The organism is Caballeronia udeis (assembly GCF_044909315.1).
Taxonomy (GTDB): Bacteria; Pseudomonadota; Gammaproteobacteria; order Burkholderiales; family Burkholderiaceae; genus Caballeronia; species Caballeronia udeis_A.
In genome coordinates this window covers 24,321-50,839 of the sequence record NZ_JBIYEB010000023.1, presented here as the reverse complement: position 1 = coordinate 50,839, position 26,519 = coordinate 24,321, and the positions used below count along the sequence as shown (strand labels likewise).

17 protein-coding genes and 4 pseudogenes are annotated in these 26,519 nt (G+C 55.8%); 15 read left to right on the top strand and 6 right to left on the bottom strand.

The features are described from left to right. Positions 1-364: 364 nt before the first annotated feature. A complete protein-coding gene (locus ABH944_RS30450; protein WP_404611023.1) occupies positions 365-1,138 on the top strand; it encodes an alpha/beta fold hydrolase in 774 nt (257 codons plus the stop codon). Between the two features lie 799 nt (positions 1,139-1,937). Here the strand turns inward: ABH944_RS30450 and ABH944_RS30445 are convergent. Beyond that, positions 1,938-3,341, bottom strand: a complete 1,404-nt coding sequence (locus tag ABH944_RS30445; RefSeq protein WP_404611024.1) for a replication initiation protein — start codon at positions 3,339-3,341, stop codon at positions 1,938-1,940. A gap of 1,009 nt (positions 3,342-4,350) precedes the next feature. On the opposite strand from ABH944_RS30445, the gene ABH944_RS30440 reads away from it, so the two are divergent. From ABH944_RS30440 to ABH944_RS30430, 3 genes and pseudogenes are all read left to right on the top strand, one after another. After that, positions 4,351-5,562: a ParA family protein gene (locus ABH944_RS30440; protein WP_404611025.1), complete on the top strand. Its 1,212-nt coding sequence runs from the start codon at positions 4,351-4,353 to the stop codon at positions 5,560-5,562. Continuing rightward, positions 5,559-6,536 carry a ParB/RepB/Spo0J family partition protein gene (locus ABH944_RS30435; RefSeq protein ID WP_404611026.1) on the top strand — a complete coding sequence of 326 codons (978 nt, stop codon included), beginning with the start codon at positions 5,559-5,561 and terminating at the stop codon, positions 6,534-6,536. The genes ABH944_RS30440 and ABH944_RS30435 overlap by 4 nt, the downstream gene beginning before the upstream one ends. A 2,148-nt stretch (positions 6,537-8,684) precedes the next feature. After that, positions 8,685-8,960: pseudogene (locus ABH944_RS30430) on the top strand (HU family DNA-binding protein). Here ABH944_RS30430 and ABH944_RS30425 read toward each other — a convergent pair. Together ABH944_RS30425 and ABH944_RS30420 are read right to left on the bottom strand one after the other, a co-directional pair. Beyond that, positions 8,938-9,687 (bottom strand): hypothetical protein, encoded by a 750-nt coding sequence (locus ABH944_RS30425; RefSeq protein ID WP_404611027.1) that lies wholly within the window; start codon positions 9,685-9,687, stop codon positions 8,938-8,940. The pseudogene ABH944_RS30430 and the gene ABH944_RS30425 sit on opposite strands and share 23 nt — an antisense overlap. Positions 9,688-9,962: 275 nt before the next feature. Continuing rightward, positions 9,963-10,538 (bottom strand): annotated as a pseudogene (locus ABH944_RS30420) (GGDEF domain-containing protein). On the opposite strand from ABH944_RS30420, the gene ABH944_RS30415 reads away from it, so the two are divergent. Continuing rightward, the gene (locus ABH944_RS30415) at positions 10,483-11,112 is read left to right on the top strand and encodes an IclR family transcriptional regulator (RefSeq protein WP_404659583.1); all 630 of its coding nucleotides are present in this window, start codon (positions 10,483-10,485) and stop codon (positions 11,110-11,112) included. The pseudogene ABH944_RS30420 and the gene ABH944_RS30415 overlap by 56 nt on opposite strands. 246 nt (positions 11,113-11,358) lie before the next feature. Here the strand turns inward: ABH944_RS30415 and ABH944_RS30410 are convergent. Further along, positions 11,359-12,362 (bottom strand): annotated as a pseudogene (locus ABH944_RS30410) (AraC family transcriptional regulator). Between the two features lie 219 nt (positions 12,363-12,581). On the opposite strand from ABH944_RS30410, the pseudogene ABH944_RS30405 reads away from it, so the two are divergent. The 4 genes and pseudogenes from ABH944_RS30405 to ABH944_RS30390 all read left to right on the top strand — a co-directional run. After that, positions 12,582-13,049: pseudogene (locus ABH944_RS30405) on the top strand (adenine nucleotide alpha hydrolase family protein); the annotation flags it as partial. Positions 13,050-13,515: 466 nt separating this feature from the next. After that, positions 13,516-15,306: an acyl-CoA dehydrogenase gene (locus ABH944_RS30400; RefSeq protein WP_404611028.1), complete on the top strand. Its 1,791-nt coding sequence runs from the start codon at positions 13,516-13,518 to the stop codon at positions 15,304-15,306. Positions 15,307-15,690: 384 nt separating this feature from the next. After that, a complete protein-coding gene (locus ABH944_RS30395) occupies positions 15,691-16,131 on the top strand; it encodes a 3-hydroxyacyl-CoA dehydrogenase NAD-binding domain-containing protein (RefSeq protein ID WP_404611029.1) in 441 nt (146 codons plus the stop codon). A gap of 511 nt (positions 16,132-16,642) precedes the next feature. Then, positions 16,643-16,858, top strand: a complete 216-nt coding sequence (locus ABH944_RS30390) for a hypothetical protein (RefSeq protein ID WP_404611030.1) — start codon at positions 16,643-16,645, stop codon at positions 16,856-16,858. A 207-nt stretch (positions 16,859-17,065) separates the two neighbouring features. Here ABH944_RS30390 and ABH944_RS30385 read toward each other — a convergent pair whose 3' ends face one another. Then, positions 17,066-17,776: an SDR family NAD(P)-dependent oxidoreductase gene (locus ABH944_RS30385; protein ID WP_404611031.1), complete on the bottom strand. Its 711-nt coding sequence runs from the start codon at positions 17,774-17,776 to the stop codon at positions 17,066-17,068. A 158-nt stretch (positions 17,777-17,934) separates the two neighbouring features. Beyond that, on the bottom strand, positions 17,935-18,687 hold the full coding sequence (locus tag ABH944_RS30380; RefSeq protein WP_404611032.1) for a GntR family transcriptional regulator: 753 nt from the start codon (positions 18,685-18,687) through the stop codon (positions 17,935-17,937). 562 nt (positions 18,688-19,249) lie between these two features. Between ABH944_RS30380 and ABH944_RS30375 the strand changes: the two genes are divergently transcribed. The 6 genes from ABH944_RS30375 (at position 19,250) to ABH944_RS30350 (ending at position 26,502) form a co-directional block, all read left to right on the top strand. Continuing rightward, complete coding sequence (locus ABH944_RS30375) at positions 19,250-20,488, top strand: dienelactone hydrolase family protein (protein WP_404611064.1); 1,239 nt, start codon at positions 19,250-19,252, stop codon at positions 20,486-20,488. Positions 20,489-20,615: 127 nt separating this feature from the next. After that, entirely contained in the window at positions 20,616-22,238 is a 1,623-nt protein-coding gene (locus ABH944_RS30370) for an ATP-dependent acyl-CoA ligase (RefSeq protein WP_404611033.1), read from the top strand. 297 nt (positions 22,239-22,535) lie between these two features. Beyond that, positions 22,536-23,702, top strand: a complete 1,167-nt coding sequence (locus ABH944_RS30365) for a thiolase family protein (RefSeq protein ID WP_404611034.1) — start codon at positions 22,536-22,538, stop codon at positions 23,700-23,702. Continuing rightward, complete coding sequence (locus tag ABH944_RS30360) at positions 23,699-24,001, top strand: Zn-ribbon domain-containing OB-fold protein (protein WP_404611035.1); 303 nt, start codon at positions 23,699-23,701, stop codon at positions 23,999-24,001. The genes ABH944_RS30365 and ABH944_RS30360 overlap by 4 nt, the downstream gene beginning before the upstream one ends. A 391-nt stretch (positions 24,002-24,392) precedes the next feature. Continuing rightward, a complete protein-coding gene (locus tag ABH944_RS30355; protein ID WP_404611036.1) occupies positions 24,393-25,520 on the top strand; it encodes a cupin domain-containing protein in 1,128 nt (375 codons plus the stop codon). Between the two features lie 70 nt (positions 25,521-25,590). After that, complete coding sequence (locus ABH944_RS30350) at positions 25,591-26,502, top strand: fumarylacetoacetate hydrolase family protein (protein WP_404611037.1); 912 nt, start codon at positions 25,591-25,593, stop codon at positions 26,500-26,502. Positions 26,503-26,519: the final 17 nt, after the last annotated feature.

Sequence of the window (26,519 nt, the reverse complement as noted above, 5' to 3'; positions counted from 1 at the left end):
TGCGAGCGATCCCAATGCGTTGCATCGCAGTGGCTTTTTATAGACTGCGCTGCTCAACAACATCCCTCGACGATTCGTCGGATCAGAAGTGCTGCGGATAGCGCGAAACCCGTTCTTCGGCGCTACCGCCGCCGGAACAACAGCGGGCAAATTTAGTCGGATGGGTGCCAGCTTGTCGAATCAAAAGTAGTAGATGACTGTTTCAATGACGCGACCCGACACCTCAAGTGCCGATTGCCCGCGCGGCAACCGCCGTGCTTCAAAAAAATGTTCGGCGTATTATTCGAAAATCGCGGAACCGCCAGAACGCGCATCGCCAAAATGCAGCTCCGCTCACATCGAATCACAAAACAGACGTAGATAAATGACGCAGGTTTTAGCCACGTTCCATCTCAGTCATGGACCCAAAAATCGACCGACGCTCGTCTTCTTGCCGGGTGCCCTCATCCCACCAAACGCTATCGCGCCCGTCACAAGAATCGTTAACCTACGCGCGATTGGCGTGGGCTGGCTCGAGGGTGCCGGGCCACACGACCTCCACTCGGTTGCAGCGCGCGTAGCCGTTCTACTGAGAGAGCTCGGGCCAACCGTGCTGATAGGCCATTCGGTAGGTACACCGATCGCGGCACTCGCCGCTGCGATTGATTTACGCTCAGCAAAAAGCAACGTAGTTGGTCTCGTGCTGAGCAATAGCGGAGCAAACACAAAGGGACATGGCGATGTCGAATCAGTCATCGAACGGGTTCTTCAGACATGGGGGCCGCCGCTCTGGAAAGCTATGACCGAACGCTCGCTCGGAAGCGTCTGCCCCGTCGAGCTTGTGGATTCGTTTATGACGTATCCACGCCGCATTACTGCCGAGGCGACGGCCGAGAGCTTGCGCAGTTTGCAACAGACTGATCTCACAAGCATGCTCAGCGAGCTATCATCCCTGCCGACAGCGGTGGTCCATGGAATTCGTGACCCGGCTCGCACTTTGTACCATGCAAAAAGCCTTAACAACGGCATTCTAGGCTCGAGGCTTGTGGTGCTTGAAACTGGCCATACGTCATGCGTCGAAGCGCCCGACGAGTTCGCCAAAGTAATACACGCCGTCGTTGAGCAATGCCTAAGAGCCGGCACCGGAAACACAGGTTAACAACTGGCCTTTCGGAATCAGAAAATGTGTGCGCAAGGCACTGCAGATCCAGATCAATGGCGCCCTCCCCTCGTGCCGTCTTGCACTCGCCCAGCTTCGCAGACCATCTAATCGTTTCGTATGCACAACACATGCAGACGGCTGTACAGGCTCGCCTTCGAGCGCCAAGCAGACTAGGTTTAGCTGAACATCAGAAATCGGGGGGCTGATCGTTGCCATCCTGCCGAATATTGGAAACACCATCTCGTGTAAAGCTTTGAGCGACATTCGTTTGTAAGCCAATTCGGGCAACCCAAGCGCGATCTCAAACGTCGGCTCATTCCGATCGTTTACGGGCAAGTGCCGCGAGGAGGTCGCGTGAGCGTGAAGGAATGACTGCAATGTGATTGGTGCGGTGCGCTGCCCAGAAGACTATCTATGGCGGGTTGGAGTGATCACACACGAAGTCCTCGAGCGCTTCATTGTCGAGGTGCGGAGAGTCTATTTCGAGCGGGGATCTTGCGCGTTAGCTCCGATCGAATCGATTTACTTGTCGCCGCCAAACCCGAAATCGAGGGATTCTTGGAAGTGATTGTGCGACGCCCTGCTACGAGTGCCCTCTTCGCCGATGGGCGTAAGGCCCGCAGAAGTCGACTATGAAGATAACGAACATTCATGCAGTGCAGACATTGCTGAAGCCAGTCTAGCTGCCGCGATCGTCTGCCTGCTGCCTTATTTTTGAGGGATTCTGCGGATTTTCGCCAGTACAACTAATGGATGCTGTTGGCACAGTTAGCAATCCTCGACACGTTAGGGCACATCACACCGACATCCGGGACGAATTTATGCGCCCGAATACAAACTGTCCCAAGTACCAAACGAGGTCCGCATTCGCGAGGATGTCCTCCTCGGTTACAGTTGAGGCGTCAAGCTTCATACGTCGGAGCATGAGTTTGCCTTGGCTCGACGTCACCCATGAGCGCACCAGGTCTTTACGGCTTTTCACGTCGGCGGAGTTGAAGTGTTCACGTCCTTTGCGCGACTCTTCATTCATGCGTGCGCGGACCTCTTCTTCGCGCGACGCTATGGTTCGTGCGACCGAACTCTGGGTTTCAATCTTTGCAACCTGAGCGTCAGTTTCGTCAGTCAGCAGCTTTGCCTGAACGTTGATCATCGTCCGTTCAGCTTCGGACATTTTCCAGTTATCGCGCAGGGCTCTCATCAAGTAGCCGGCCGGGCTCCTTTTCACCTGTCCACGATCAATCTTGAAGCGAGTGTATTCGACAGCTTGCTGGATGCGCGCATCGGTCCAGACCTCACGGTTCTCAGAGATGTCGGTGAACTGTTTGGTCGACAAATTGAATTCATCCTTGAGAATCTTGTACAGATGACTAGCGTCGGCCAAGCTTGCCAAGGCAGCGTCGGCGGTGTCCTTACGCTTGAGCAGGAATCGTATGCGATCGATTCTTTTCGATGTGCTCGACTCAGTTCTGGTTTCGTACGTCAGCTCGATGTCCGATACTTCGTTAATTTCACGTACCGCCGGCTCAAGCCAGTCGCGCTTGAAGTATTTAAAAATGGCCGCGTTTGCGCCCATTTTCCCGGGCCAATTTCTCATGTCTTCAACCGGTATCCATTCCGTGCGACCATCAGGAACACTCGGCAGGATCTGGTCATAAATCGCACGTGCCAGACTGCGCGTAAAGGCCGTCGAAATGCGCAGGCTCAGCCAGTGGGATTTTTTCGGATCACGGATGTGCGGAACTAACCGCGAATGCACGTCAAATCGGATGCGCCCTCTGTGGAACCCCACCATTCCCATCAGTTGGACTGAGACCCATAGGTCGTCTTCGTTGGGGTCGCGATCAAGCGGCGTATCCGTCACCTGGATTTTCGCGTCCTGCGCTTCTTCTGCGATTGTGCGCAGGTGCTTGAGATTACGGCTGTCGTAACGCATCAACCACTTGAAGTAGTTCAGTTCGACATCGTACTGGTCTCGCGCTTCCTGCTCCTGTGCAACAATGAAGTATGCAGCGTCAAGAAATCGCCGCGCCGGCAGCCCCATGTTGACGATTTGGGTGAAGAAGTTGTTTCGCTGATAACCGATTTCGCGGGTGGCTTCGCTGATCGGCGTGCCAAGGTCGAACAGGTCCTCGAACAGCGCAAGTGCCATCTGTTGAGATGTCACCCTCGACTTGCCCTCTCCGGAATTCTCCTCCGCCATAAGCTCACCAGTTCTTCATTTTCGTTGCTGGGAATGTAGCATGCGTGGGTGAGCTGTCAACACATACAACCTCACCGTCATCGGGCTACACAGGCATGTTTCCGGCCGAAAGTTGCTGGCTATGCACAACGGACCTCACCAATGCACAATAAACCTCACCTCCGTGGGCGCACTTCCGGGCCGAACGCCTTATCCCGTGAAGTCGGTAGCGGCACTTTCTTTTTTCTGCACAACGAACCTCACCTTCTCCAGTGAATCTTTTTTCTGCACAACGAACCTCACCTTTGTGTGGAATCAACCTCACCGTCGCCACACAATGAATCTCACCTTCGTGCACATTGAACCTCACTTTTGACACAACAAACCTCACTTTAGCGACGGTAAGTCATTGAAAGTAAATAAAAGTGAGTTTCTCTGTTGGTTTGTCGGTTGGTTAATTCTTTAAAAAAACAAACCAGCAAGTAGTTGGAAGGGACGTGCTAGCAGCCGGTGATGGTGAGGTCAGTTGTGCAAAGAACAAGGCAGCAAACGGGTGCCGATATGTACAACTCGAGATTGATGGTGCATAGCATCAACTTTGTTCGGTGCGTGCGTGGGTTTTTTGGTGGAAAAGGCGTTTGCATTGGGGGAGCACGTTGAGTGAAGGTGAGGTTGATTGTGCGGATTTGCGAATGGGCGCTGTGGAACCTGGGTACCAAGGTGAGGTCCATTGTGCACTCTGGGTGATAAACATCACGAGGGTATAAAGGCACAATTGAGCAAGTGCGTCCAACGGGTGAAACGCAGGGCTAACAACGTGTGGTCGAGGTCAGCATTAACGGAATGCGGTAGCTGCGATTCAAGGTGACTAGCCTTACGGGCTGTCTGTGGAACACGCTCTACTAGACGTGATTAAGGCTCTGACCGCGATTTTCACGGGATATCTCTATAATAAACAGCGATTTATAGAGCAATTTCCAAGTTGTTCCTGTATTCTGAGGTTAGTTAGAATTTATGGACAAACCTCAGAATGGTGAAAACAAGCCAACTTCCTGCTGTGGACCGAACGGTTCACCTTGAGCAGATTAGCCAGTTCGCTGAAAAAGTCTCGATTTTTACAGATGAACTACGTGACACGATCCTAGCTCCACGGCCGAGAAAGGCTGCTCCTGTCTTCAAAACAGGGGAGATTGCCGAGATGTGCAACATCGCTCACTCTCAGGTTCAATACCTTGCCACGAAGAGTGACGGAGAGTTGCCCTCGGGCACTGCAGCCGGTACGGGCCGAACCCGGACTTTCACGTTAGAGGAAGCACGCGTGTGGGTCCAGAAGGTCTCTGACATCTATCAGACTCCGCTTGTTACCGGGACACGCGAGCCTGAAGGGAAAATCATCATTACGGCCCAGTTGAAGGGCGGATCGGCAAAGACGACCACAACTATGTGCCTGGCACAAGGATTGACGTTGCGCGGGCGCAAGGTGTTAGTTATCGATCTTGATCCGCAAGCCTCGCTTTCCGAGCTTTGTGGTCTTTACGCGGAAAAAGATGTAACTCCGGACGACACCATTCTGCCTTACATTTACGACCAGGACATCGAAGGGGGATTGGAGGCTAGAGTTCAGCCGACGTACTGGGATGGACTTGATGTGATCCCAGCTCACACCGAATTGATTGGTGCAGAGTTTCACTTGCCCGCGATGCAGAAGATGAGACCAGGATTCCGCTTCTGGACGGTGCTGCGACAAGGCCTGGAGCCGCTACGCAAGCGGTACGACTACATTCTCATGGACACGTCGCCTTCCCTTTCGTACCTCAACCTGAATGCGTTGCTTGCAGCGGATGCGATGGTTATGCCAATGGTGCCGGAGAATCTCGACTTCATTAGCTCGTTGTCGTTCTGGCGGCTATTTTCCGATGTGTCCAAGAGTTTCATGAAGTATGAGACGGACAAGAAATACGACTTTATTTCGCTATTACTTTCTAAGGTCGATTATGGGCGTACCTCGTCAGCTCCCATCGTGCGTGCGTGGGCACAGAGCGCGTACGAGAGCTGGTTGCATTCGATTGAAGTACCCGCCAGTTCCGTAATGAGTACGGGCGCGCTGGCGTTCTCAACTGTGTTCGACGTCAGCAGTACCCATAGCGCGTCCAAGTCGTTGCAGCGTGTTAAGCAGCCTCTTGTCGACTACTGTCGTTGGATAGATGAAATCTATGCGGAAAAATGGAGGAACGCGCAATGAGCAACATGCGTGAACAATTGTTGGCTAAGACGGCGGGCATACGGGCAACTTCGTCTATCAACGGAGACGAGGTCAAACGTAGTACTCGAACGCAGACGGCGCCTGGTCTCGCGGGTGCATTGGCGGTCGCACAACTCCGTGTGCAGGAGTTGGAGTCCACCGGTGCTGCTTCCCAATTGGCTGTGTCGTCTGTGGTGCCAAACCCCTGGCAGCCTCGGCGAGTGTTCAATGAGGCGAAACTGTCGGAACTGGCCGAGTCGATCCGTGAAGTTGGACTCATGCAGCCTATCGTGGTCCGCCGATTTGAGGACATCTATCAAATTGTCGCGGGCGAACGTAGGTGGCGCGCGCATAAATTGGTTGAGAAGGACGAGATAAAAGCGGTCGTTGTGGATTGTTCCGATGCGGACATGGCGGTGCTCGCTTTAGTGGAGAATGTCAGCCGTGACGATTTGTCCGACTACGAAATCGCCACGTCTTTGAGGCGAACGGAGAAGGAGTTTCCGGATCGGAAACGGATGGCCGAGGCACTGGGTATGTCCCGCAGTGGGCTTTACCAGTTTCTCTCCTTTGAGAATTTGCCGGACTTTATCAGGAAGGATCTGGACGTCCAGCCGCGGCTACTTGGTGGGACCGCTGCTCAAGCGATTGTTACGGCCATCAAGAAGCATGGCGAGAGTGGAATGAAGGCCGTGCTGGAACTATGGCCGCTCGTTGCGAAGGGCGATATGGACCAGGGGAAGGTCGCGGCGGCGATTAAGGTGTTGGCAACCCGGCAAGCAACAACAGCCAATTCAGCGAGCGAGCGGAGCATTGATAAATTCTTTTCTGGGAAAGAACACGCGGGCTCAATTACCAAGGACGTCAGCGGTATCACGGTAAAAATCAAATCAGGTGTGCTCACCGACGCGCAGGAGATGCAGATTAGGGAGCTTATCAGTCAGATGTTCCATGCTGAGCCTAAGGCGACCTGAGAAGCGCTCACCGCAACAAGGCCCGCTATGTGCGGGCTTTTTTTTGCTCCTATCCCGCGTGTCTAGACTCTAGACACGAATTAGCGATATGAGGAGGTTAGGCATCCGCCTCAGCTCTGATCGCAGTGTCTAGAGTCTAGACACGCGCGCGAGTAGAAATCGTTCAGGCGCGTCCAATCGCGGCATTACCCAGTCTAATGAGAGGGTGGCGGTGGGCCCGGTCGGGTGGCGCTGGATTAATCCCAAGCCTCTCTCTGAGGTGATTTCCTCAAACGCAGGACGCACGGACACAAACACATAGCTATGTCTGCTTTCGACACCACTGCTACGCTGCCCAGTAGAAAGCAGCTCGTGCTGTAGGTGGTCGAGGCGAGCGTACGCGATGCGGCTGCAAAGCATACGGACGCCAGCTTCAACCCCCTTCCAGTTGTTGACGAACCTCGTCTTCAATACCATGCGCCGCTGACAGCGAGAATTGAGACAAGTGCCATCATGGAACGTGGCAAAACGGGCGATGTCGATCCCGATCTCTCGCCTCCACGCATTGGCGACACACCCAGCTCACCGAGTATCTGAATCCACAGGAACTACCCGTCATCCGCACTCGAAACGGTGACATTGCCCAGGTCGCCCTCCATTCTGGCTTTTCTAGCGCCGCCGCCGGCCAACCTTGGGTATGAAAACATGGGCGTCAGCCTTATCGAGTTCGAACTATTAGGGATCTGGATAACGGAAGCTACAGAACCCTTCTATTAAAACGCGGGAGCTCAGAGGACTTGGAAGAAAGTGGCTAAACGCGTTATCCAAATCCTTCAGGCACTTTGTAAAAAATGGACTGGGCATCCTCGAGCCAGGGCACATCGAGCTACTTGCACCATGCTGTCGCGCGCTTTGCCATTGGCACACAGATGATGAGCTAGCCACTGTTGGCATAATTAACATCGCGCCGAAGACGAATCGGTACTCACGAGCGAAGCGATGCAGGTGCGTCGCTGTTCGCCCTTGTCTGAGGACGTGGAATCAGTACCTGGGTTCACCGTACTGCATCGAGCACACCACGAAGGACGGGTCCGACGTCTGGGTTATCTCTCTCTCACTGAAGGGTGAGCTTGACCTGTATCTCGCAAAAATTCAACTAACGGTCAATCACAATATTCCCTTTAACTGAGGGCGCATAGCTAGATGGGAATGATTCAGTAGATGCACGCCTTGCATTAAGGCACCCGCCACGCTCGAAGCAGGTGAGGGCGATCGCTGCGCGGATGGGAGACTGAGAGAGCGAAAGAGAGTCGGACGTGTCGTCCTACAAATGGTTGAGCGGATGCCGGAGGATCGTGTCGTGCTCACCCGCAGACGCGCCCCCGTCGTCTAGCTTTCTGGGGAGGGTCCCATAGAGATAGTGTTTATATGGCGGCGAACCCTCAAATAAATCTAACCTGAATCAAAATGGATTCGACATAAAACTACACATTATGCGACTAATGTTTAGTAGTTTGCCTCCCGGGTACCGCACCGCGGGGTACTCTGCCGTCCGACAACGGCCCGCATTCGTTGATAGGTGCGCTGGATTTCCTGAACATCGCGCCCGATATCGGATGCAAAAGCGGGTTAAGAGGGTTCTTCCTTCAGCACTGAGGCTCACGGACTGCGTGTGAGCGCAATCCGCAACGCGTCACGGTCGTGAAACAATTGAGACCCGATTGGGGCAGCGTGAAAGCCACGTCTACCATGGGATGGCGGAGTTGAGGCGAGAATGTTTCACGCTGCCGCGACGCCCTTTCGGCTCGACACGTTCTAAAAGAGGTTTTTTCGCTCGCGAACCGTGAAGTGTCCTCGGCATTGAATATTTGTATCATATGATATGTAAAACGTGTTAAACACTACGTCCTGAATGTCATCTTTTGCTCCGCGATATGCAGCTGAAGTGTTCGGGACGTGCAGGCACCGGAATTTCCTGGAAGAGCGGGGCGGACGTCGGCGCGGCGAACGATGACACGCTCGGCCCAGCAGTCGAGCGTTGTCGAACCGATCGCGCCAAATGGAGTTTTGGTCTTTCGAAATCATAAACCCAATGAGGTCTGTCCCGTGCGGTATCTCCGGCCCAGGCAAATAATCGGCTGTCTTTCGCTTAAATTGGAGAACGCGAACATGAACAAACAGAAACTCATCGATGCAGTCGCAACTGAAGTGGGAATCGCGAAATCCGCAGCAGCAGAAACGATCGACGCATTTTTGGTGACCGTGACGAACGCGGTGGTTAAGGGCGACTAGGTTTAACTCATCGGGTTTGGATCTTTCAGCATAGGCGCGCGTGTGGCTCGAGCCTGGCGCAACCCGAAGACTGGCAAAGCACTGCAGATCGCCGCGTCAAAGACCGTTACGTTTACGGCTGGCAAAGCGTTCAAGGACGCAGTGAATCAGTAGCGCTGAACGCGTTGTCCGCCCGTGCGGAAGGCCGGCGGTGGCATGAGCTCGGCTTGATACCGGCGGCCTCACGCTTGAACAATTGATCGTCGAGCAATCTCAGATTTTCCCACCTTACCGCGCTACGTCGCTCGACACCATACGCGTCCAGCGAACGGTTCATGCCACGCTCGCTCCGTGCCTCACCCCGCACCTCGGCAATCCGGTCGCCGTAGCGCGCCAACGCCCAGCGCTTGGGATGCGCCTTTAGCAGGAGACGGGCGAGGAGGCTGACACGCTTGGTGCCTGGCATAGCTGCGAAATGAACGCGTTCATTGGAAGGAAGAGCGGCTGCTAGTCCGATTTCGGACGAACCAGTGGCGATACCCCTGTGCCGGCGAGGAATTGACGTAGTCGTTTTTTTGGCCTCCGCCACCTTGTGCATCGGCGCCTCACTCATTTGCTGGTCGTGCAGTGCAAGTAAGCGTTCGATCACGGGTGCGTTTTGCTCGCTGATTATCCACTTGCCAGATTTCGCCGCGACGCCAAGGGCGTTTTCGAATGCCGCTTCAGCGCGTTCGTAGCATTCAAACGGAATATCACCGAAACCAAGGCGCTGAAGGTAGTAAGCCATATGCACCGAACGGACCAGTTCGTTGATCTGATGCCGGTTCGCGCTGTCGCTTCGGCAAGCAGCCAGAGCCAAGTGATGTACGAGTGACAGCTCGCGCGCCGATTGCGCCGCCATGGGCAGCAACAATGACTTGCTCAGGGGTTTTCGCCTGGCACCCGGATGGGTGGTTTTTCGTTCGTTCCCGCCGGGCGCGTATCTTAAGCAAAGTTCCCAAAATATAAGTGTGCCTGCAGTCGGCGCCTGAACCGTCCACTCGTCGTCGGTGCCCGAAGCCGCAGTCGAAACGGTTCGCCTTTTTCGTGGCGGCGAGACTTAAGCCCGCTGCGGGTGAGTCGAACACGGACCACTGGACGACGAGTTCATTGCTCCAAGCGCGATGTTAGCGACCGTTATGTCGAGGTGTCGTTTGTATCGTCTGTGAGCACGACACGATTGCGACCCGCCGCCTTCGCGTTATAAAGTGCACGATCAGCCCGAATGATCGTGTCGTCAACTGACTGGCCTAAGCGGTGACCTGCAACGCCAGCCGAGAACGTAAAGCGCATGTCACCTTGCTTGCTTGTAATACTTAGCATAGCGATACGCTCACGTAGTCGCTCCATCGCTTCGAATGCGTGGGACACGTCGGCCTCCGGCATGAGGATGAGAAACTCCTCGCCTCCCCAGCGCGCGAGGGTGTCAACACTTCACACACTTGCGCGCGCCACTTCGGAGAAACAACGCAGTATCTGGTCGCCGCCAGCGTGGCCGAAGCGATCTTTGAGTTGCTTGAAGAAGTCAAGATCAAGCAATGCTACGGAAAATGGCTGCACCGCACGGTCCACACGCGTCACCTCGGTCAGCAGCAGTTCCCGAGCGCGGCGACGATTGGCGAGCCCAGTCAGATCGTCGAGCGTTGCAAGGTCCTGGATGGGGTTCAGTGCCGCCTTTAGATCTACACGTTGCTGTTTCAGTCGTGCTTGCAATGCGCTCAAACTCGGCGTCGCTGCTTTGCAGCAGTTCGATATCTATAAAGTAGCGCGACCAATGATGTCGCACCTGGACGCGGAACTTGGATACACGGTTTTCCTCGGTGTATGGGGCAATCATGGACCTACGATCGTATATAGAGTGGAAGGCAGCAAGAGTTCCCCGCTGCTCGAATTGCGTATAGGGAGTGTGCTCCCGTTGTTGTCGTCGGCGTTGGGTCGCAACTTTCTCTCATTTCTTCCAGATCGTATAACGCAGGAGATGGTCGAAAGGGAGTTGGCTATGATCGAAGGCAATGCACGTATTCAGTACGCCAGCGATATCCCAAAATCCATCGAGGACGTTCTCCAAATGAAGATGCGTGTACGGCAGAAGGGCTTGAGCAATTGCCAAGATGCTTTGTTGCCGCATTTCACATCGCTCGCGGCGCCCATATTTGACCAGGCGGGCGCGATTGTAGCCGGCATCACCGTCATGGGACCCAGTCCGCTGCTGGACCCGAACGCTAAGACAGAGGTCGTTCCGATTCTGCTGAAGTGCAGCGCAGATGTCTCGGCTGCCGCAGGATGATACGGCTAGCCTGATGGTTTTGTCGAAGTGATCCCTGTAATCTCCCAGTTGCGCAATTCGAATTACGAGGGATTTTGATAATCACACTCCCCGTAGGGCGGGTTTGTTGGCACGCGTTCCGATTGACGGTCAGTCTGCTAACGCCTCCGATGCCTGCTCAGAATCGCCGGGAACCGAAACGAAAACACCTCCCCGTTTTGGGAGGCTTAGCAGTGTAGAGAAGGGGGCTGCGCGCGATGAGTTGCTTCAACCGAGGCGGTGATAGCTACTCGGTGTGCTGCCTGTCAAGTGTCTGAAGGCGCGGTGAAATGCGGTGGGGTCGTCAAAGCCAATGTCGAAGGCGATTGATGACAGCGAGTCATCGGTCGTGATCAGCCGTTGGATCGCAATATCGCGGCGCAGCTCGTCCTTGACGGCCTGGAAAGTCGTTCCTTCTGCGCGAAGGCGGCGAGCCAGCGTTCGCCCGGAGTAATGCAATGCTTGCGCGACCATGTCGACGGTGGCGATCTCGGGCAGCTTCGACTCGAGATACAGGCGTACCCGGTGGCTTGCAACCTGATCGCTGAATGACGTGAAAATCCAGTCCTCTGGTGCGCGCGCGAGAAACACCCGTAAATCCGACTTGCGCTGACGGATCGGCAATCCGAAGTAATTGCGTCGAAGTGCATTGAGGTTTGCGCACAGTCAAACAAAACCGGCCTGGGGAATAGATAGAGGTAGTCACCTGCATGTGCCGGCCGCGGAAAATCGAATTCCACGTGTAGCAACGGAATCCTTTGCGCTACCAGCCACGACGCGATGCCGTGCGCCAGTTTTAGCATCAGCTCCATACCCAGCACGCTGATCTCAGGGCCGCCGTGTGGTCTAAGGACAGCGATGGGCGCGCGATCGTCGGCCATTGACGACTCGATGTCTACATCGTCGAGGACCAGATGGAAGAATTGCCCGAAGCGATGCATTGCAACTTCGAGCCGTGGCGCATCAAGCAAGCTCAGACACAGATATTTTAGAAGGCCGTTGCGCAGCGGGCGGGAGAAAATCCCGGCCATTTCATCGTCCAGTTCGACGGCTAGCATGCGGTAAAGCGCGGCGAACTGCAGCTGTGTAACGCGTGCGCCCCGTTTGCCGAGCAAGGATTGGGCGATGCCCGCGCGAGCCACGAATCGGTCGATGGATGCTTTTCCAGCATTGACGCCGGCAAGAAAACCATTGACGAGGGAAATCGGGACGGTTGCCTGGGGTGATGTCATGGCTGACGAGTAGAACTCTACCTGAATGAAACCCTGACGATGCAGTGTTGGATACTGGCAGATTTTGTCATGAAATCGGCATCATAGGGCAATCGGCCACACGGCATTCGGCGATATGATTGGGAATAGCTTGCGTGGTTAGCAGCGACACGCGATGTCCGAAATCAGAGGAGGTGCAATGAAGATTCCGTGCCAGCGAAGAGAGTGGTCGATTACAACATGGAAATTCAAGTCAAGGAGGACGGCACAGGTGTCGACATCGCGAACGTGAAATGTCGATGAGTCTGTTTGTCGAAATTGCCGTTGAAGAAGCCGTGCGTCTGCGTACGGCGTTGGCGATCGGCGCCGACCGTGCGATCTTGATCGAGTCGAACGAAGAGCCGCAGCCGCGGGCCATCGCCAAGCTGCTGAAATCGCTGGTCGACAAGGAACAACCGTGACTGGTCGTCCTCTGCAAGCAGGCAATCGACGACGATTCGAACCAGACCGGTCAGATGCTAGCTGCTTTGGCCAAACTGCCGCAGGCGAAGTGCGCATCGAAGGCTGTCGTTGCCGACGGTAGGGCTAGCGTCTAGCGGGAAGTGGGCGGGCAGGGCGGAAACGCGGTCGCTCACATTGCCCACCGTGATCACGACAGATCTGCGCCTAAATGAACCACGATATCTCATACCTCAGCGTCGCAAAGCATTCTTCTCTCAACCGTATCACAATATGGCGTAAGCCAAAGCTCAGTGGCGGTAGAACTTCCGTAAATGGTTTCGAGATATATCGCCTTGGGAAAACCTGCCCTGATTTCCGAGTGCATCTCTCTGTTCAGAAGCCAATCAGTTTGGTGTCCTATAAATAATTAAAATTCAATTTATACATCTCACTTGGGTTTCCCGAAATGTTCAAGCCACGCAAATGCTGATATTTCAGGTGGCTGAAGGTCCGTACGATCCCACGCATTTTAGCGCTTTGCTGCCGCGACTGCGCGCGAATGAGACCCGAAAAGCGACGCGCAGTGGCAGCCTTTGTCAATGAAAGGGCAGCTTTTGACATAGGTTGATGGTGCTGAGGACGCTACGATGATGTGTCGGGATTGCGTTGCCGCAGACTCAATACCTAACGCAAGGCGGACCTGGTCCTGCAAACTAACCGCTAGGAGATCGATGTGACATACATGGCGCCCATAAAAGAAGTGCTGTTCGTGATGAAAGAACTAGCTGGTCTCGAATGTCTCTCGACCTTCGCGGGCTTCGAAGACGCAAACCTCGACACGGCTCAGGCCGTGCTCGAAGAGTCGGCGAAACTGTGCGGGGAAGTGCTGGCCCCGCTGAATGTTGAAGGCGATCGCAATCCAAGCAGTTGGAAAGACGGCACGGTCACCACAACGCCCGGTTTCAAGGAGGCGTTCCGCCAGTTCGCCGAAGGCGGCTGGCAAGGCGTACAGCATCCGATCGGCTATGAAGGCCAGGGCCTGCCCAAGCTGATCGCCACGCCGTGCGTCGAGATGCTAAACGCATCGAACCTGTCGTTTGCGCTGTGTCCGTTGCTGACTGATGGCGCGATCGAAGCGTTGCTCACTGCCGGCACCGAAACACAAAAACAGCGGTTTGTGCCAAAACTGATTTCGGGGGAATGGACCGGCACAATGAATTTGACGGAACCTCAGGCCGGCTCCGATTTGTCGACGGTTCGCTCGCGCGCGGAGCCGCAAGTCGACGGTTCGTACAAGTTGTTCGGCACGAAGATTTTCATTACGTGGGGCGAACACGACATGGCAAAGAACATCGTACATCTCGTACTCGCGCGCACGCCGGATGCGCCCGAAGGCGTGAAAGGCATCTCGTTGTTTGTCGTGCCGAAGTTTCACGTGAACGACGATGGTTCGCTCGGTGAGCGCAACGACGTGCATTGCGTGTCGATCGAACACAAGCTCGGTATCAAGGCGAGCCCGACCGCAGTGCTTCAGTTCGGCGATCACGGCGGTGCAATCGGACATCTGATTGGCGAAGAGAATCGCGGCCTCGAGTATATGTTCATCATGATGAATGCGGCGCGCTTCGCGGTCGGCCTGCAGGGCATCGCAGTGTCGGATCGGGCGTATCAGAAGGCCGTTGAGTTCGCTAAAGAGCGCGTGCAGAGCCGGCCCGTCGATGGTTCCGCAAACCACGCCGTCGCGATTATCGCGCATCCGAACGTGCGCCGCATGCTGTCTACTATGCGCGCACTCACCGAAGCGTCGCGGTCGCTCGCGTACGTGGCAGCCGCGCATTGCGATCACGCTCATCGTCATCCAGACGCAGCGATGCGTGCCGAGCATCAGGCGATCTATGAGTACCTTGTGCCGGTCGTGAAGGGCTGGAGCACGGAGTTGTCTATCGACGTGACGAGCCTCGGCGTGCAGGTGCATGGCGACATGGGGTTCATCGAAGAGACCGGCGCTGCGCAGTATTACCGTGACGCGCGCATCCTGCCAATCTACGAAGGCACTACCGCGATTCAGGCGAACGACCTGGTCAGCCGCAAGACCGTGCGCGATGGCGGCAAGGTGGCAAAGGCGTTACTTGCCGGTGTGGCTGAGACGATCGAAGGGCTTTGCGCCGAGCCAAGCGCGGCCTTCGTCCCAATGAAGAAATACCTGACGCAAGGACACAATTCGCTAGGCGCCGTGGTCGATTTCATCGTGACGAATATGAAGAGCGACCCGAATGCCGTGTTCGCCGGCAGCGTGCCTTATCTGAAGCTGGCGGGCATCGTATTCGGCGGCTGGCAGCTGGCGCGTGCGCTACTCGTGGCAACTGCAAAGCACGACGAAGATCCGTTTTTCTACCGCGCCAAGATCGGAAGCGCGCAGTTTTATGCCGAACACGTGCTGCCCCTCGCGTCGGCGCTCGAGGCATCGATCACCACTGCAAAGGGTGGGGAGAGTTTACTGGCGTTGTCGAGAGATCAGTTCTAACAAGCAAGCTGTCGTGACAATCGCAAAATGGCAGATCGATCCCTCTTCGCGGTGGGGCGACGAATACAGCGCACGCGAGTCGATGGACCGATAGCTACGGCGGCTCGTTCCTCTACACATGGACGATAACCAGGTGATGGTGGGCTTTGTCGTCGGGCCGGGTATTCGAATCCGTATCTCTCGCTATCCGAATATGTGATGCGGGAGCGCGTCCATGCGCTGACGAATTGGAGCAACGTGATGGGCCATGCGACGAACCGGTTAAGTTGCAGCGAATCCGTGGCTGCTGTGCGCTCGTGACAACGAGTATTCGGCGGACAGGGAATTGCTGCCATAGCAGAAAATTTTTAATGACGCGCTGTGCAGGTCCTCAAAGAAACAACCGTGAAAATCGAAACGTTAGGCGTCGTACGTGCTGGCACGATGGGTAGCGGAATCGCGCGGACGGCAGCAATTGCTGGACTTGAAGTCGTTGTGGTCAACATGACAATTGCCGCGTTGGTCATACGCTTCACTGCAGTCGCCGCCAGCCTCGAGCGGGCTTGTTGCAAAAACAACCTCGAGGCGACGACATGTGACGCAGCGCTCGCCCGCATCCAGACGTTGACCGACTATCGGCGCCTCGCTGCCACCGATTTCGTGATCGAAGCAGCCACCGATCACCTTGATCTGAAGGTCCGTATCCTGAAGCAGATTGAGTCCGTGTTGCGACAGGATGCGATCATCGCGTGGAGCACATCATCGATCTCAATCACCGCTCTCGGCATGACCCTCGATGATTCATCGCGCGTTATCGGCTGTATTTCTTCAATCCGGTGCCACTGATGCCGTTCGTCCAGGTCATTCGCGGCTTACAGATGAGCGCCTCGACTGCCGCAATGGTTAGCGAACATGCGGTGCGCTACATAGATTGGTTACTTGAAGGTTCAATGCAGGCCAGCCAGCGTCCTTCTAACATGACTAACTTTCCCGCTCTGCCATCCATGTTCGCGGCATCCTACGCTTAGAAGGACGTCCCGACACCATTGCCTTTTGTTGCAGCGACGCTAAGGGGGCTATGAGCAACGCGCAACGTCACATTGTGAAATTCAACGCCGATTTGCGAAAAGCTATGCTGCGAAGCAGCATATGCCCGTTGCGCATGGTCCAACTCTTTTTCATATTATGAAAAATACGCTGTATCACATTGATTTAAATCAAGAAATTAATAAATTGTTAGCACGGGCTGCGGGTCAAATCCCGCAGGAAGTTAGATACGCTATTACATGACAGCAAAATCCAAAAACGGCCAACTCAAGGCTGGCGAACCGCTGTCTAACCAAAAGGTATCTTTATAATGCAAATCTACGTAGAACCTTTACCGAAGGGCCGCTGGGGCCCGATTGACGGGTATGCCCTCGAATACTCCGACGGAACAAAGATGGCCAACCAAGTCTTCCGCTCGGAGAAACTTGCCGTCAGTGAGGTCAAACTGCGCGGTTGTAAGCCTCTGCTCGCAAAGGTACGCATTACCGACAAGCGCGACGCGACGCACTGGGAGGCCACCGACTAACGTCACGTCAGAAGTTATCGGCGTCGCAACGATTGGAGGAGTTCAACTGGTTGATCATCGAAGCGAGGTTGCCGATGTGGACTCCGGCGCGGCCAACGACGGTATCTGCGTTGTGGCCGTGGTTGAGCGCTGTAGTCAACCAATGTGTTCGTTGTTCCTCAGATCATCCTTGCAACCGCCTACACGCAACAACGGCAAAGAATGATGCTAGCCGCGATATGGTCGCCATTTCGTATGGAATTCCTGAGCTATATCCCCAGGATAAATTTCATCATCGCGGGACACGAGCGCACTCATGATTGCAGTTGCAACGACTTCAGGGGATACCTTAGGTAGGGGCAGGCTCGCACTCATTGCGGTATCCATAGGCCCGGGATAAACACCGATCACTCGTACGCCCCACGGCTGCAACTGAGCGCGCATCCCTTGTGTAAGCGAGTGTGCCGCCGCCTTCGATGCGGAGTACGAGCCGCACTCTACCAGGTGCTCAAACGCCAGTATGGAAAGGAGATTGACAAAAGTCCCTTCTCCACGATCTTTCATCAATGGGGCGAGTGCACGAGCCAAACGTAAGGGTCCAAAAAAGTTGACTTCCATTTCTTCCCGCGCCGCACCTTCGCTACGGCAAAATAAAGCGCTATCTTGCCGATTGCTACCAGCGTTATTGAATACCAAACTCACATCAGCTACGAGCGTGATCAGAGCATCGATGCTGTCTGGATCGGTGAGATCAAGCCGCACTGGGATAATTAGTCGGTAATTAGAGGCATCGGCGATATTGTCTGGATTGCGTACTGCGGCATACACTTTACAATCTCGGTCTGCTAACGCACGTGCTAACGCCAGGCCGAGCCCACCGTTTGCGCCGGTGACGAGCGCTGTGCGGCCTTCAAAAAAAGATTCGCTCTTTGAGTTCATTTGCGATCCACGTTGAATGAGCTATAAGAATGCTCTCGATGAAATCGATCCGGCGTCTGACCATCAGAAGAAAATGCCTGAACGAGACATTTCTCCATCAGCTGCGGTGTAGTGGAATTTCACCGAGCCGGTTAATCTAAAGTCGGTCAGCGTTTTCTCTACAAATCCCCCGACTTTGCTGTCAAAGGTTCGGTCCCGCGTTCAGCGGATGAGCTCAAGATCGTCTCTTGCGTAGAGTAATAGCACGTCGCAGAAACACGCATGTTATGGGCAACCCGCTCCTTGACTGCCTCGGCATCCGCCTCAAGGAATGCGTCTAATATGTGTTTCATATGCATCAACGCCAACTCGCGAATGGCCTTGTCACGAAGCGTCGCGAGTCGGACGGCTTCGACATGATCGCGTAAGCGGTCAATTGTCTGTACGAGATGGGGATTGGGAACCATTCCAACCCAGGTCAAGCGGAAAGCGTCGGACGAATCCATGAAGCCTGGGATATCGTCAATAGCGTAGGCACGCTCGGCCGCGGTGACCATCGAACGCATCTGGGAAAGCCCCTTGATGGAAGCGTTCTTGCAAGCATCGCCAGCCGCAGCGGGCTCAAGCAGGAGTCGAGTTTCGAAAATATTGGCGATGTCAGTCGGAGTAAAGCGGCGCAGAACGAACCCGCGCGAGGTTCCTTCAAGAAAACCCTCGCTCTTCAGTTGCAGCAATGCTTCCCGCACGGGCATACGTGAAACGCCCAATTGACTGGCGATCTCATGGTCAACCAGTTTGTCTTCGTATGTAATCTCGCCACTTCGCATTTTGTCGCGCAAGTGACGGTACACCCGTTCCCGGATGCTCTGTTTGGGTTCCTGCATCGCGGTGTTCGGTGTCGCTTTCGCTGCCACGGTTAACGATGTCGGCATGACTGTACTTCCATCTCTTCTACGTACCGGTTGAGGTGCGCAAACAATCCATGAGCTTGCAGCGATTCTAGCCGTTGCCTTGTCTACGTCATGTGGAAACACTGTAGCTTTGAAGAGCGCTTCGCCTTTGATTCGCAAGATGTCGCGCTCCTGATTGTATGACGGGCGATCGGCACGTCATCCTGCCCTATGTGCGGAAGCGGTCACCAAAGCGGCCGATTTAATTTGGTCTCCACCTCGAATCTGCGTAGACCCTTCCGAAAACGACGCTGAGCCCAAGCAAAATCGCTTGCCTCCCCCGTACAAAAGGGGCTAGGCACTTTCAGCGTATTCTAGCATGTCTCATGTCGTAAAGTATACTATTGTTTTTAACATAAGTTATTGATTTTTAAATGAAATTTGTGCAAATAATAATTTTCTTGATCAAATATAGTAAACAATATACTGTTTGTTCCGTGGTGAAGTTATTTGATCCAGGCGGCTGCCAGCCGTCGCGCAATGTCAGCACAGTTGCCGTATGACCCGCCTGAAGGTTCGGGCGAAGGCCACTTTGGAGAAGACGATGGCCGGAATAACGATAAAAATATCAGGGGACAGTGCCAGAAAATTCACGGGATATCTGGCGCTGCCACCCGCTGGGCGCGGCCCGGGCCTGGTCTTGTGCCAGGAAATATTTGGCGTGAACGCGTTCGTCCGCAAAATGGCGGACCTGTATGCCGAAGAAGGTTACGTGGTTCTTGCTCCGGATTTTTTCTGGCGCCAGGAGGAAGGAATCGAGTTAGAGCCGGATGAGCCGAGCATCAAGCATGCGATGCGTCTGCTCGAGGGGGTCCGCGATGAGGATGCTGTGTCCGATCTCAACGCCGCATTGACTGTCTTGCGCCGGCGTCCGGAGTTGGATGGCCAGTGTGGTGTCGTGGGATTTTGCCTCGGTGGAAAGTTTGCCTATCTGGCTGCGACGCATACCGATGCCGCCATTTCCATCGGCTATTACGGGGTAGGAATCGAGGATCTATTGGATCGTGCGGATCACTTGAAGAGCAAGTTGGTGCTTCATTTCGCCGGCAACGATGCCTTCTGCGACGAGTCGGCGCGCGCAAAGATATTCGCGGCCTTACAGCAGCAGAAGAATGCAAGCCTATATGTTTATCCCGGCGTCGATCACGCATTCGCCCGATTCGCGAGCCCGCATTTCGACAAGCGGGCGAGTGCGCTAGCCCATGATCGTTCGATTGCTGCGTTGCGTCGCACCCTTGGACCGGATTTCGATCTTGAGGTGCTGTGGGAACGGCACCTTCAGTTGGAGTTCGAGGTTCGCGATGCCGATGCAACGATGGCGACGATGGTCTCTGAACCCTACGTCAATCATATCCCGACGATGACAGGTGGAGTCGGTTATACGTCGCTCAGGCGTTTCTATCAGCATCACTTCATCCATGCCAATCCTCCGGACACGCGACAGATTCCAATCTCACGCACGGTCGGTGCCACACAAATCGTCGATGAGGTCCTGTTCTGCTTTACGCATACCTGCGAGATTGACTGGCTATTACCGGGGGTGTCACCGACGGCGCGCTATGTTGAAATTCCGCTGGTGGGCATCGTGAAATTTCGTGGCGACAAGTTGTGTCATGAGCACATTTATTGGGATCAAGGGAGTGTTCTGGCTCAGATTGGTTTGCTCGATGCCGAGCACTTTCCGGTAGCCGGCATCGAAACTGCCAGGAAAGTCATGGATGAAACACTGCCGAGCAATACCTTGATGAAACGCTGGGCAAAGAGTGCTCCCGACGCCCCGTGACGTAAAGAGCGCTGCTCATCATTTCCGGGTGGCCGTACTCCGCACATGACGTCCATTTGCCGGACGGAAGGGTTCGCGAGTTCACCCTCAACGCTCGATCGTGTACTACATCACCGTGTAGGAACTTATGGAACTGAAACACATTGATTGCCCAACGGACGTGAGCGAGTGGAACGTCGCTCCGTCGCAACGCACGCTCCCTGCGCTGCTGAAGGCCCGTGCCACAGCCCGTGGCAATGCCATTCTCTTTTCCGATCGTACAACGGTATGGACAACTTCTGATGCGCTAGATGCGGCTGCGCGACGGGCCGGCGCCTTGGCGGCGGCAGGGGTGAAGCGTGGCGATCGGGTAGCACTGATGTGCTCGAACCGTGTGGAATTCATGGAGATCGTGCTTGGGTGTGGTTGGCTCGGCGCAATCGTGGTACCAGTCAACACCGCGTCACGAGGCCCGCAACTGCAACACGTTCTCGAAAATTGCAAAGCACAACTGATCGTAATAGAAGCCTCATTGACCGACGCGATTGCTGCGCTCGATTTCTCGAGGGTTGCCCTGAAGGCTGTATGGCTCATTAATGACGGCGCGCCGGCTAAGTCCCTGCCAGTCTACTGTGAACAGCTTCCTCCGAGAGGCGAGGCACATGAAGCCGCCGATGTCAGGCCCGGTGATACGCTCGCCATCCTTTATACATCGGGGACATCCGGTTTATCGAAAGGCGTCGTCTGCCCGCATGGACAGTTTTATTGGTGGGGCATCTACTCATCAAGACATATCGGGATCACGGCAGGAGATACGCTCTATACCGTCCTGCCGCTGTTCCATACCAATGCCCTGAACAGTTTTTTCCAGGCCCTGGTGACGGGAGCAAAGCTAATCGTCGACAAGAAATTCTCTGCAAGTCGATTTTTTGCGGCGTTGGTTGAGACCGAGGCCACGGTAACGTACCTGCTAGGCGCGATGGTCCCCATCCTGTTGTCGAAAGCGCCAACAGACATGGAGCTCCGCCACAAGGTCAGGATCGCCCTGGCTCCGGGTGTGCCGGAGCAATTTCACGCCAGTTTCACCGAACGTTGCGGGATTCACCTGCTTGACGGATTTGGAACGACAGAAAGCAATTGTGTCATCGGGTGCGGTGTTGCCGACCAGCGTGCAGGATGGATGGGACGTGTGGCGCCGGGTTTTGAAGCGCGCGTCGTTGACGAGAACGACGAGCCGGTGCCGGACGGACATCCTGGCGAGCTGACCCTGCGCGCCTCGGAGCCTTTTGCGTTCTCGAGAGGCTATTTCTCGATGCCCGAAGCGACAGTCGAAGCGTGGCGCAATCTATGGTTCCACACCGGAGATCGGGTTATTCGTGATGTTGATGGCTATTACAAATTTCTCGATCGGCTTAAAGACGCGATCCGTCGCCGTGGCGAAAACATCTCATCATTTGAAGTCGAGCACGTCCTGCTAAGTCATCCCGCGGTCGAAACCGCCGCTGTGTTTGCGGTGAGGTCCGAGCTTGCCGAAGACGAAGTAATGGCTGCACTCGTGTTGCGCGACGGCGAGATCCTTGAGCCGCTTGAGCTAATCCGCTATTGCGAGCCGCGTCTACCGTATTTCGCAGTGCCGCGCTTTCTCGACTTTCTGCGCGAGCTACCCAAAACCGAAAACGGCAAGATCCAGAAGTACAGGTTGCGCGAGAAAGGCGTGACCGAAAGAACCTGGGATCTCGAAACGTCGGGATACCGGCTCAGACGCTCGTAGCAGCGATGCCCGTCGGGTGCTCCAGCCATAATTTGAGACCCGCAAAGCGCGCAACGAAGCATTGACGGACTATTTTTATCTTGCCGCAAGGCGGCACAGAGGAAGCTGTATGGCAACGGCGCAAGGTTCTCCAACGTTTGTCGCGACGCCGGTCGCATTCGAGCATGTTGCCGTCGGCTCTGGAGCGCGGCCAATCGCCATCTTATTGAGCTACGGGGGTGCCGGCGATTGGCGCGAGGCCCTGCTCATGCTGCACGCAACACTGCAATGCATGACATGTTGGCGAGGAGATTGAACATGCACTCACGCGATTTTTCCGGTGTGATGGTATGCGCTGGAGTGGAAGTTCCATATCGGCGGCAGGTTCCCGAAGGTACGACGGGTGATCTACTCGCGCAGGCGTTTCGCATGGCGCTCGCCCAATCGGGTTTCGCTGCAAAGGAAATCGACGGACTCGGCGTGGCGTCCTTTACCCTTTCTCCCGATCACGCGATTGACCTCGCGTGGCGCCTTGGCCTTTCGCCTCGGTGGTGCATGGACGACTGCCACGGCGGTGCCAGCGGAGTCAATCTGCTCCAACACGCGGTGCGTGCTATCCAGTGCGGTGACGCGAATGTGATTGCGCTCGTATCGGGCGACCGCTTTCAGCCCTCGGACTTTAAGCAGCTCGTTGATCACTACAATCTGACAACGCGTGTGTGGCTGCGCCCGCTCGAGAGCGGCGGCCCGAACGCGCAGTTCGCCATGTTGACCCAGCAGCATGCGCAACGTTATGGCCTGTCGCGCACCGATTACGGCGCGCTGTGTGTGGCGCAACGTGGATGGGCATCGCGCAATCCTCAGGCGGTTTATCGCACGCCACTGTCAATCGATGCTTATCTGGACGCACCGCTCGTCGCTGACCCACTGGGCCGTTTCGATTGCGTACCGGTGGTGAGCGGCGCGAATGCGATCGTCGTTGCGCGTACGGACCTCGCAAAGCATGGCACTCGCGTTGCGGTGCGCGCACTGCGATGCGCTTATAACGTCGACCACCAGATGGGCGACGGCCTGCAGACGTCGCTAGTCACGCTCGCGCCAGCATTATGGCGCGACGCAGACATGACGCCGGACCAAATGGATCTCGTGTCTGTATACGACGACTATCCGGTGATGGCGCTCGTGCAGCTCACTGACCTGGGTTTCGCGCCTGACGCGGACCTGCGCGCGCTGATCTCGCGGATATCGTCCCATGAATTGCCGGTCAACACGTCCGGTGGACAACTCTCCGCGGGGCAGGCTGGCGCGGCAGGCGGCATGCATGGACTGGTAGAGGCGGTCACTCAACTGCGCGGCGAAGCGGGCGAACGACAGGTGCGGGGTGCAACGCGTGCACTAGTCAGCGGTTACGGGATGGTCGAGTACCGGTACGGCATGTGTGCGAACGCGGTGGTGCTTGAAGCTGTCGGCGGAGGTAGCCAATGAGTCTGACGGTCTCCAGTTGCATCCGCTGCGGCACGACTGTGTTCCCGGCGCGCTACCTGTGTCCCGTGTGCGGGGGTGCCGAATGGTCGGAGATCGAAGCAGCACGCGGCACAGTGACTGCGCTGACGGTGGTCCGGCACCGGGTCGGAGCACACAACAGCGGTGGCGTTCATCTGGCAAGCGTTGCGATGCAGGCGGGTCCAACCGTAATCGCATGCCTTAAGTCGGTCGCGGAGAAGGGCGATGCGGTATGCCTTGCACTGGACGAGCAACATCGAATCGTGGCCAGCCGCAGTTAATGCAGTTGTGTTGCGTTGGCGCTAAAGGCGCTGTGCTCGAGCGGCAGGTGGGTTTGAACTGTGACTTATCAATTCGGCAGCAGTGAGAGAGAAAAGAATTCATGTAAAAAATACCTGATACTTCTTTCGGTATCCTATTTACATATCGATTCGATGATGTAGAAAGAAGCACAGCGCTTGACGGCATCATTGGGCGCAGTCTCACGCGGTCCAGCACTCAGAGTGGAGATCGCGCAAGGCAGACGGAAGGCAGCATTTCGCAGGGCAATCGGTCGATGGCTTCAGCCACCAACTCGCGAACGATCGCCTTGAACACAACTCCGGGCGCCCGACGATGACAGCATCCCGGACCGTACGGACCCTCGTTGCTGTGATAGACAGGAGCATGAACATGGCAGGGAACACTTACGATAGCTATCGGGAGAGCGTGGCGGGCCGTGCGAACGTCGCAGATACGCCGGCACTCGCTGCCTACTATCAGCAACTCGAACAACTCGACGCAGGCGCGCTATGGACCGTTGCCAACAAGATCGAGCCGTGGCAGCCGAAGTCCGAATCGGTGCCGGTGCTGTGGCGCTATCGCGATCTGCGCGAGCACGTGCTGCGCGCGGTTGAACTTGTAACCCCGGAGCAGGCGGGCCGCCGCGTCGTGTATCTGAACAACCCAGGCCGCCGCGAAGTGTCGGCCGCGGTGGGCTGGCTGTATTCCGGTTTGCAGGTGATGAACCCGGGGGAGGCAGCCTCGGCACACTCTCATTCGGCGTCGGCGTTGCGGTTCATCATGGAAGGCACCGGCGCATACACGATCGTCGATGGTCACAAAGTGATGCTCGGGAAAAACGATTTCGTGCTGACGCCGAATGGCACCTGGCACGAGCATGGCGTTGCGGCTTACGGCACGCCCTGCATCTGGCAGGACGGCCTCGACATCCCGCTGGTGAACGCGATGGAAGCAGGCTTTTACGCGGTGCATCCGGACTTGCAGCAGGCGATCACTCACCCGGTCGACGATTTGACCGCGATCTGGGGCGCAAAGGGCCTGCATCCGCAGAAAGGGGACTGGGACAAGCGCTATTCACCGCTATTCAAGTACGAATGGGAACCCACCTATGAGGCGCTCACGCAATACGCGCGCGTATCGGACGGCTCGCCGTTCGACGGCGTGCTAATGAACTACGTAAATCCAGTGAACGGCGGCCCGGTGATGCCGACGATCGGTGCAAGCATGCAATTGCTGCGTCCAGGCGAAAAGACTCGCGCGCACCGTCATACCGGCAGTTTCATCTATCAGGTCGCGAAGGGCAGCGGTTGTTCGATCATCAACGGCCAACGCTTCGAGTGGACGGAGCGCGATATCTTCTGCGTGCCTTCGTGGGCGTTCCACGAGCACTCAAACGCTTCATCGTCGGACGACGCGTGCCTGTTCTGTTTCAGCGATCTGCCTGTCATGCACTCGCTCGGGCTGTACCGTGAAGAAGCCCTTGCGGAAAACGGCGGCCATCAGGTCGCGTCGGGCTGACTGCAATCGGCCTCTTTCTAACCCGTTTCTATTTGCTGCCCGGAGAGGGCGGCACTGATGGAGTCATTTCATGCGTCTCGTTACCTACCGTCCGGAAGTTTGCGCTGCTGCCCGTCTGGGAGCTATCGTCGATGGAGCCGTCATCGATCTGGCGCGCTTCGGTGCAACCACTGGACATCCGCTGCCGGCGAGCATGCTCGAATTCATTGACCTCGGTCCGCAGGCCGTGCTCTCCACGAGTTCGCTGCTCGATGAGCATCGCGGCAAGTGGCCGGTCGGTGTTGCCGTGCCTGTGCAGAACGTCAATCTGCTCGCTCCGATCCCGCGCCCGCGAAAGAATATTTTCGGTATCGGCTTGAACTACGTCGAGCACGTTTCCGAATCGAGCCGGACGCTCGATACGTCGAAAGATCTGCCGAAGGAGCCAGTAATCTTCTCGAAGCCCCCGACGACGGTGATCGGCCCGGGCGATGCGATCGAACACAACAGGGAGATCACGCAGCAACTTGACTGGGAAGTCGAACTTGCCGTGATCATAGGCACACGCGCGAAGGGCGTAAGCGAAACGGATGCATTGCAGTACGTGTTCGGCTACAGCGTCATGATCGACATAAGCGCACGCGACTGCCGGCGTGCGGGCCAGTGGATTTATTCGAAGGGGCAGGACACCTTCGCGCCGTTCGGTCCGTGCATCGTCACCGTTGATGAAATCCCCGATCCACAAACGCTGAACCTGAGCCTGACGGTCAACGGTGTGATGAAACAAAGCTCGAACACGCGCCACATGCTGTTCAATGTGCCCGCTTTGATTGCGGACATCAGCAAGGCCATTACGCTGGAGCCGGGCGACATCATCGCAACTGGTACGCCCGAAGGCGTCGGCGCAGGTCGCAATCCGCAGGAATGGTTGTGGCCGGGCGATGTGGTTTGCGCTCAGGTTGAAAGCATCGGAGAACTCCGCCATCCGGTCGTGGCGGTCTGAGCCTGTGCCATGCGTAT

Excerpts from the sequence above, each read along its gene's own strand:
- ABH944_RS30450 (WP_404611023.1), top strand. The coding sequence starts at position 365 with ATGACGCAGGTTTTAGCCACGTTCCATCTCAGTCATGGACCCAAAAAT.
- ABH944_RS30445 (WP_404611024.1), bottom strand. The coding sequence starts at position 3,341 with ATGGCGGAGGAGAATTCCGGAGAGGGCAAGTCGAGGGTGACATCTCAA.
- ABH944_RS30440 (WP_404611025.1), top strand. The coding sequence starts at position 4,351 with ATGGTGAAAACAAGCCAACTTCCTGCTGTGGACCGAACGGTTCACCTT.
- ABH944_RS30435 (WP_404611026.1), top strand. The coding sequence starts at position 5,559 with ATGAGCAACATGCGTGAACAATTGTTGGCTAAGACGGCGGGCATACGG.
- ABH944_RS30425 (WP_404611027.1), bottom strand. The coding sequence starts at position 9,687 with ATGGCGGCGCAATCGGCGCGCGAGCTGTCACTCGTACATCACTTGGCT.
- ABH944_RS30415 (WP_404659583.1), top strand. The coding sequence starts at position 10,483 with ATGGGGTTCAGTGCCGCCTTTAGATCTACACGTTGCTGTTTCAGTCGT.
- ABH944_RS30390 (WP_404611030.1), top strand. The coding sequence starts at position 16,643 with ATGCAAATCTACGTAGAACCTTTACCGAAGGGCCGCTGGGGCCCGATT.
- ABH944_RS30385 (WP_404611031.1), bottom strand. The coding sequence starts at position 17,776 with ATGAACTCAAAGAGCGAATCTTTTTTTGAAGGCCGCACAGCGCTCGTC.
- ABH944_RS30380 (WP_404611032.1), bottom strand. The coding sequence starts at position 18,687 with ATGCCGACATCGTTAACCGTGGCAGCGAAAGCGACACCGAACACCGCG.
- ABH944_RS30375 (WP_404611064.1), top strand. The coding sequence starts at position 19,250 with ATGGCCGGAATAACGATAAAAATATCAGGGGACAGTGCCAGAAAATTC.
- ABH944_RS30370 (WP_404611033.1), top strand. The coding sequence starts at position 20,616 with ATGGAACTGAAACACATTGATTGCCCAACGGACGTGAGCGAGTGGAAC.
- ABH944_RS30365 (WP_404611034.1), top strand. The coding sequence starts at position 22,536 with ATGCACTCACGCGATTTTTCCGGTGTGATGGTATGCGCTGGAGTGGAA.
- ABH944_RS30360 (WP_404611035.1), top strand. The coding sequence starts at position 23,699 with ATGAGTCTGACGGTCTCCAGTTGCATCCGCTGCGGCACGACTGTGTTC.
- ABH944_RS30355 (WP_404611036.1), top strand. The coding sequence starts at position 24,393 with ATGGCAGGGAACACTTACGATAGCTATCGGGAGAGCGTGGCGGGCCGT.
- ABH944_RS30350 (WP_404611037.1), top strand. The coding sequence starts at position 25,591 with ATGCGTCTCGTTACCTACCGTCCGGAAGTTTGCGCTGCTGCCCGTCTG.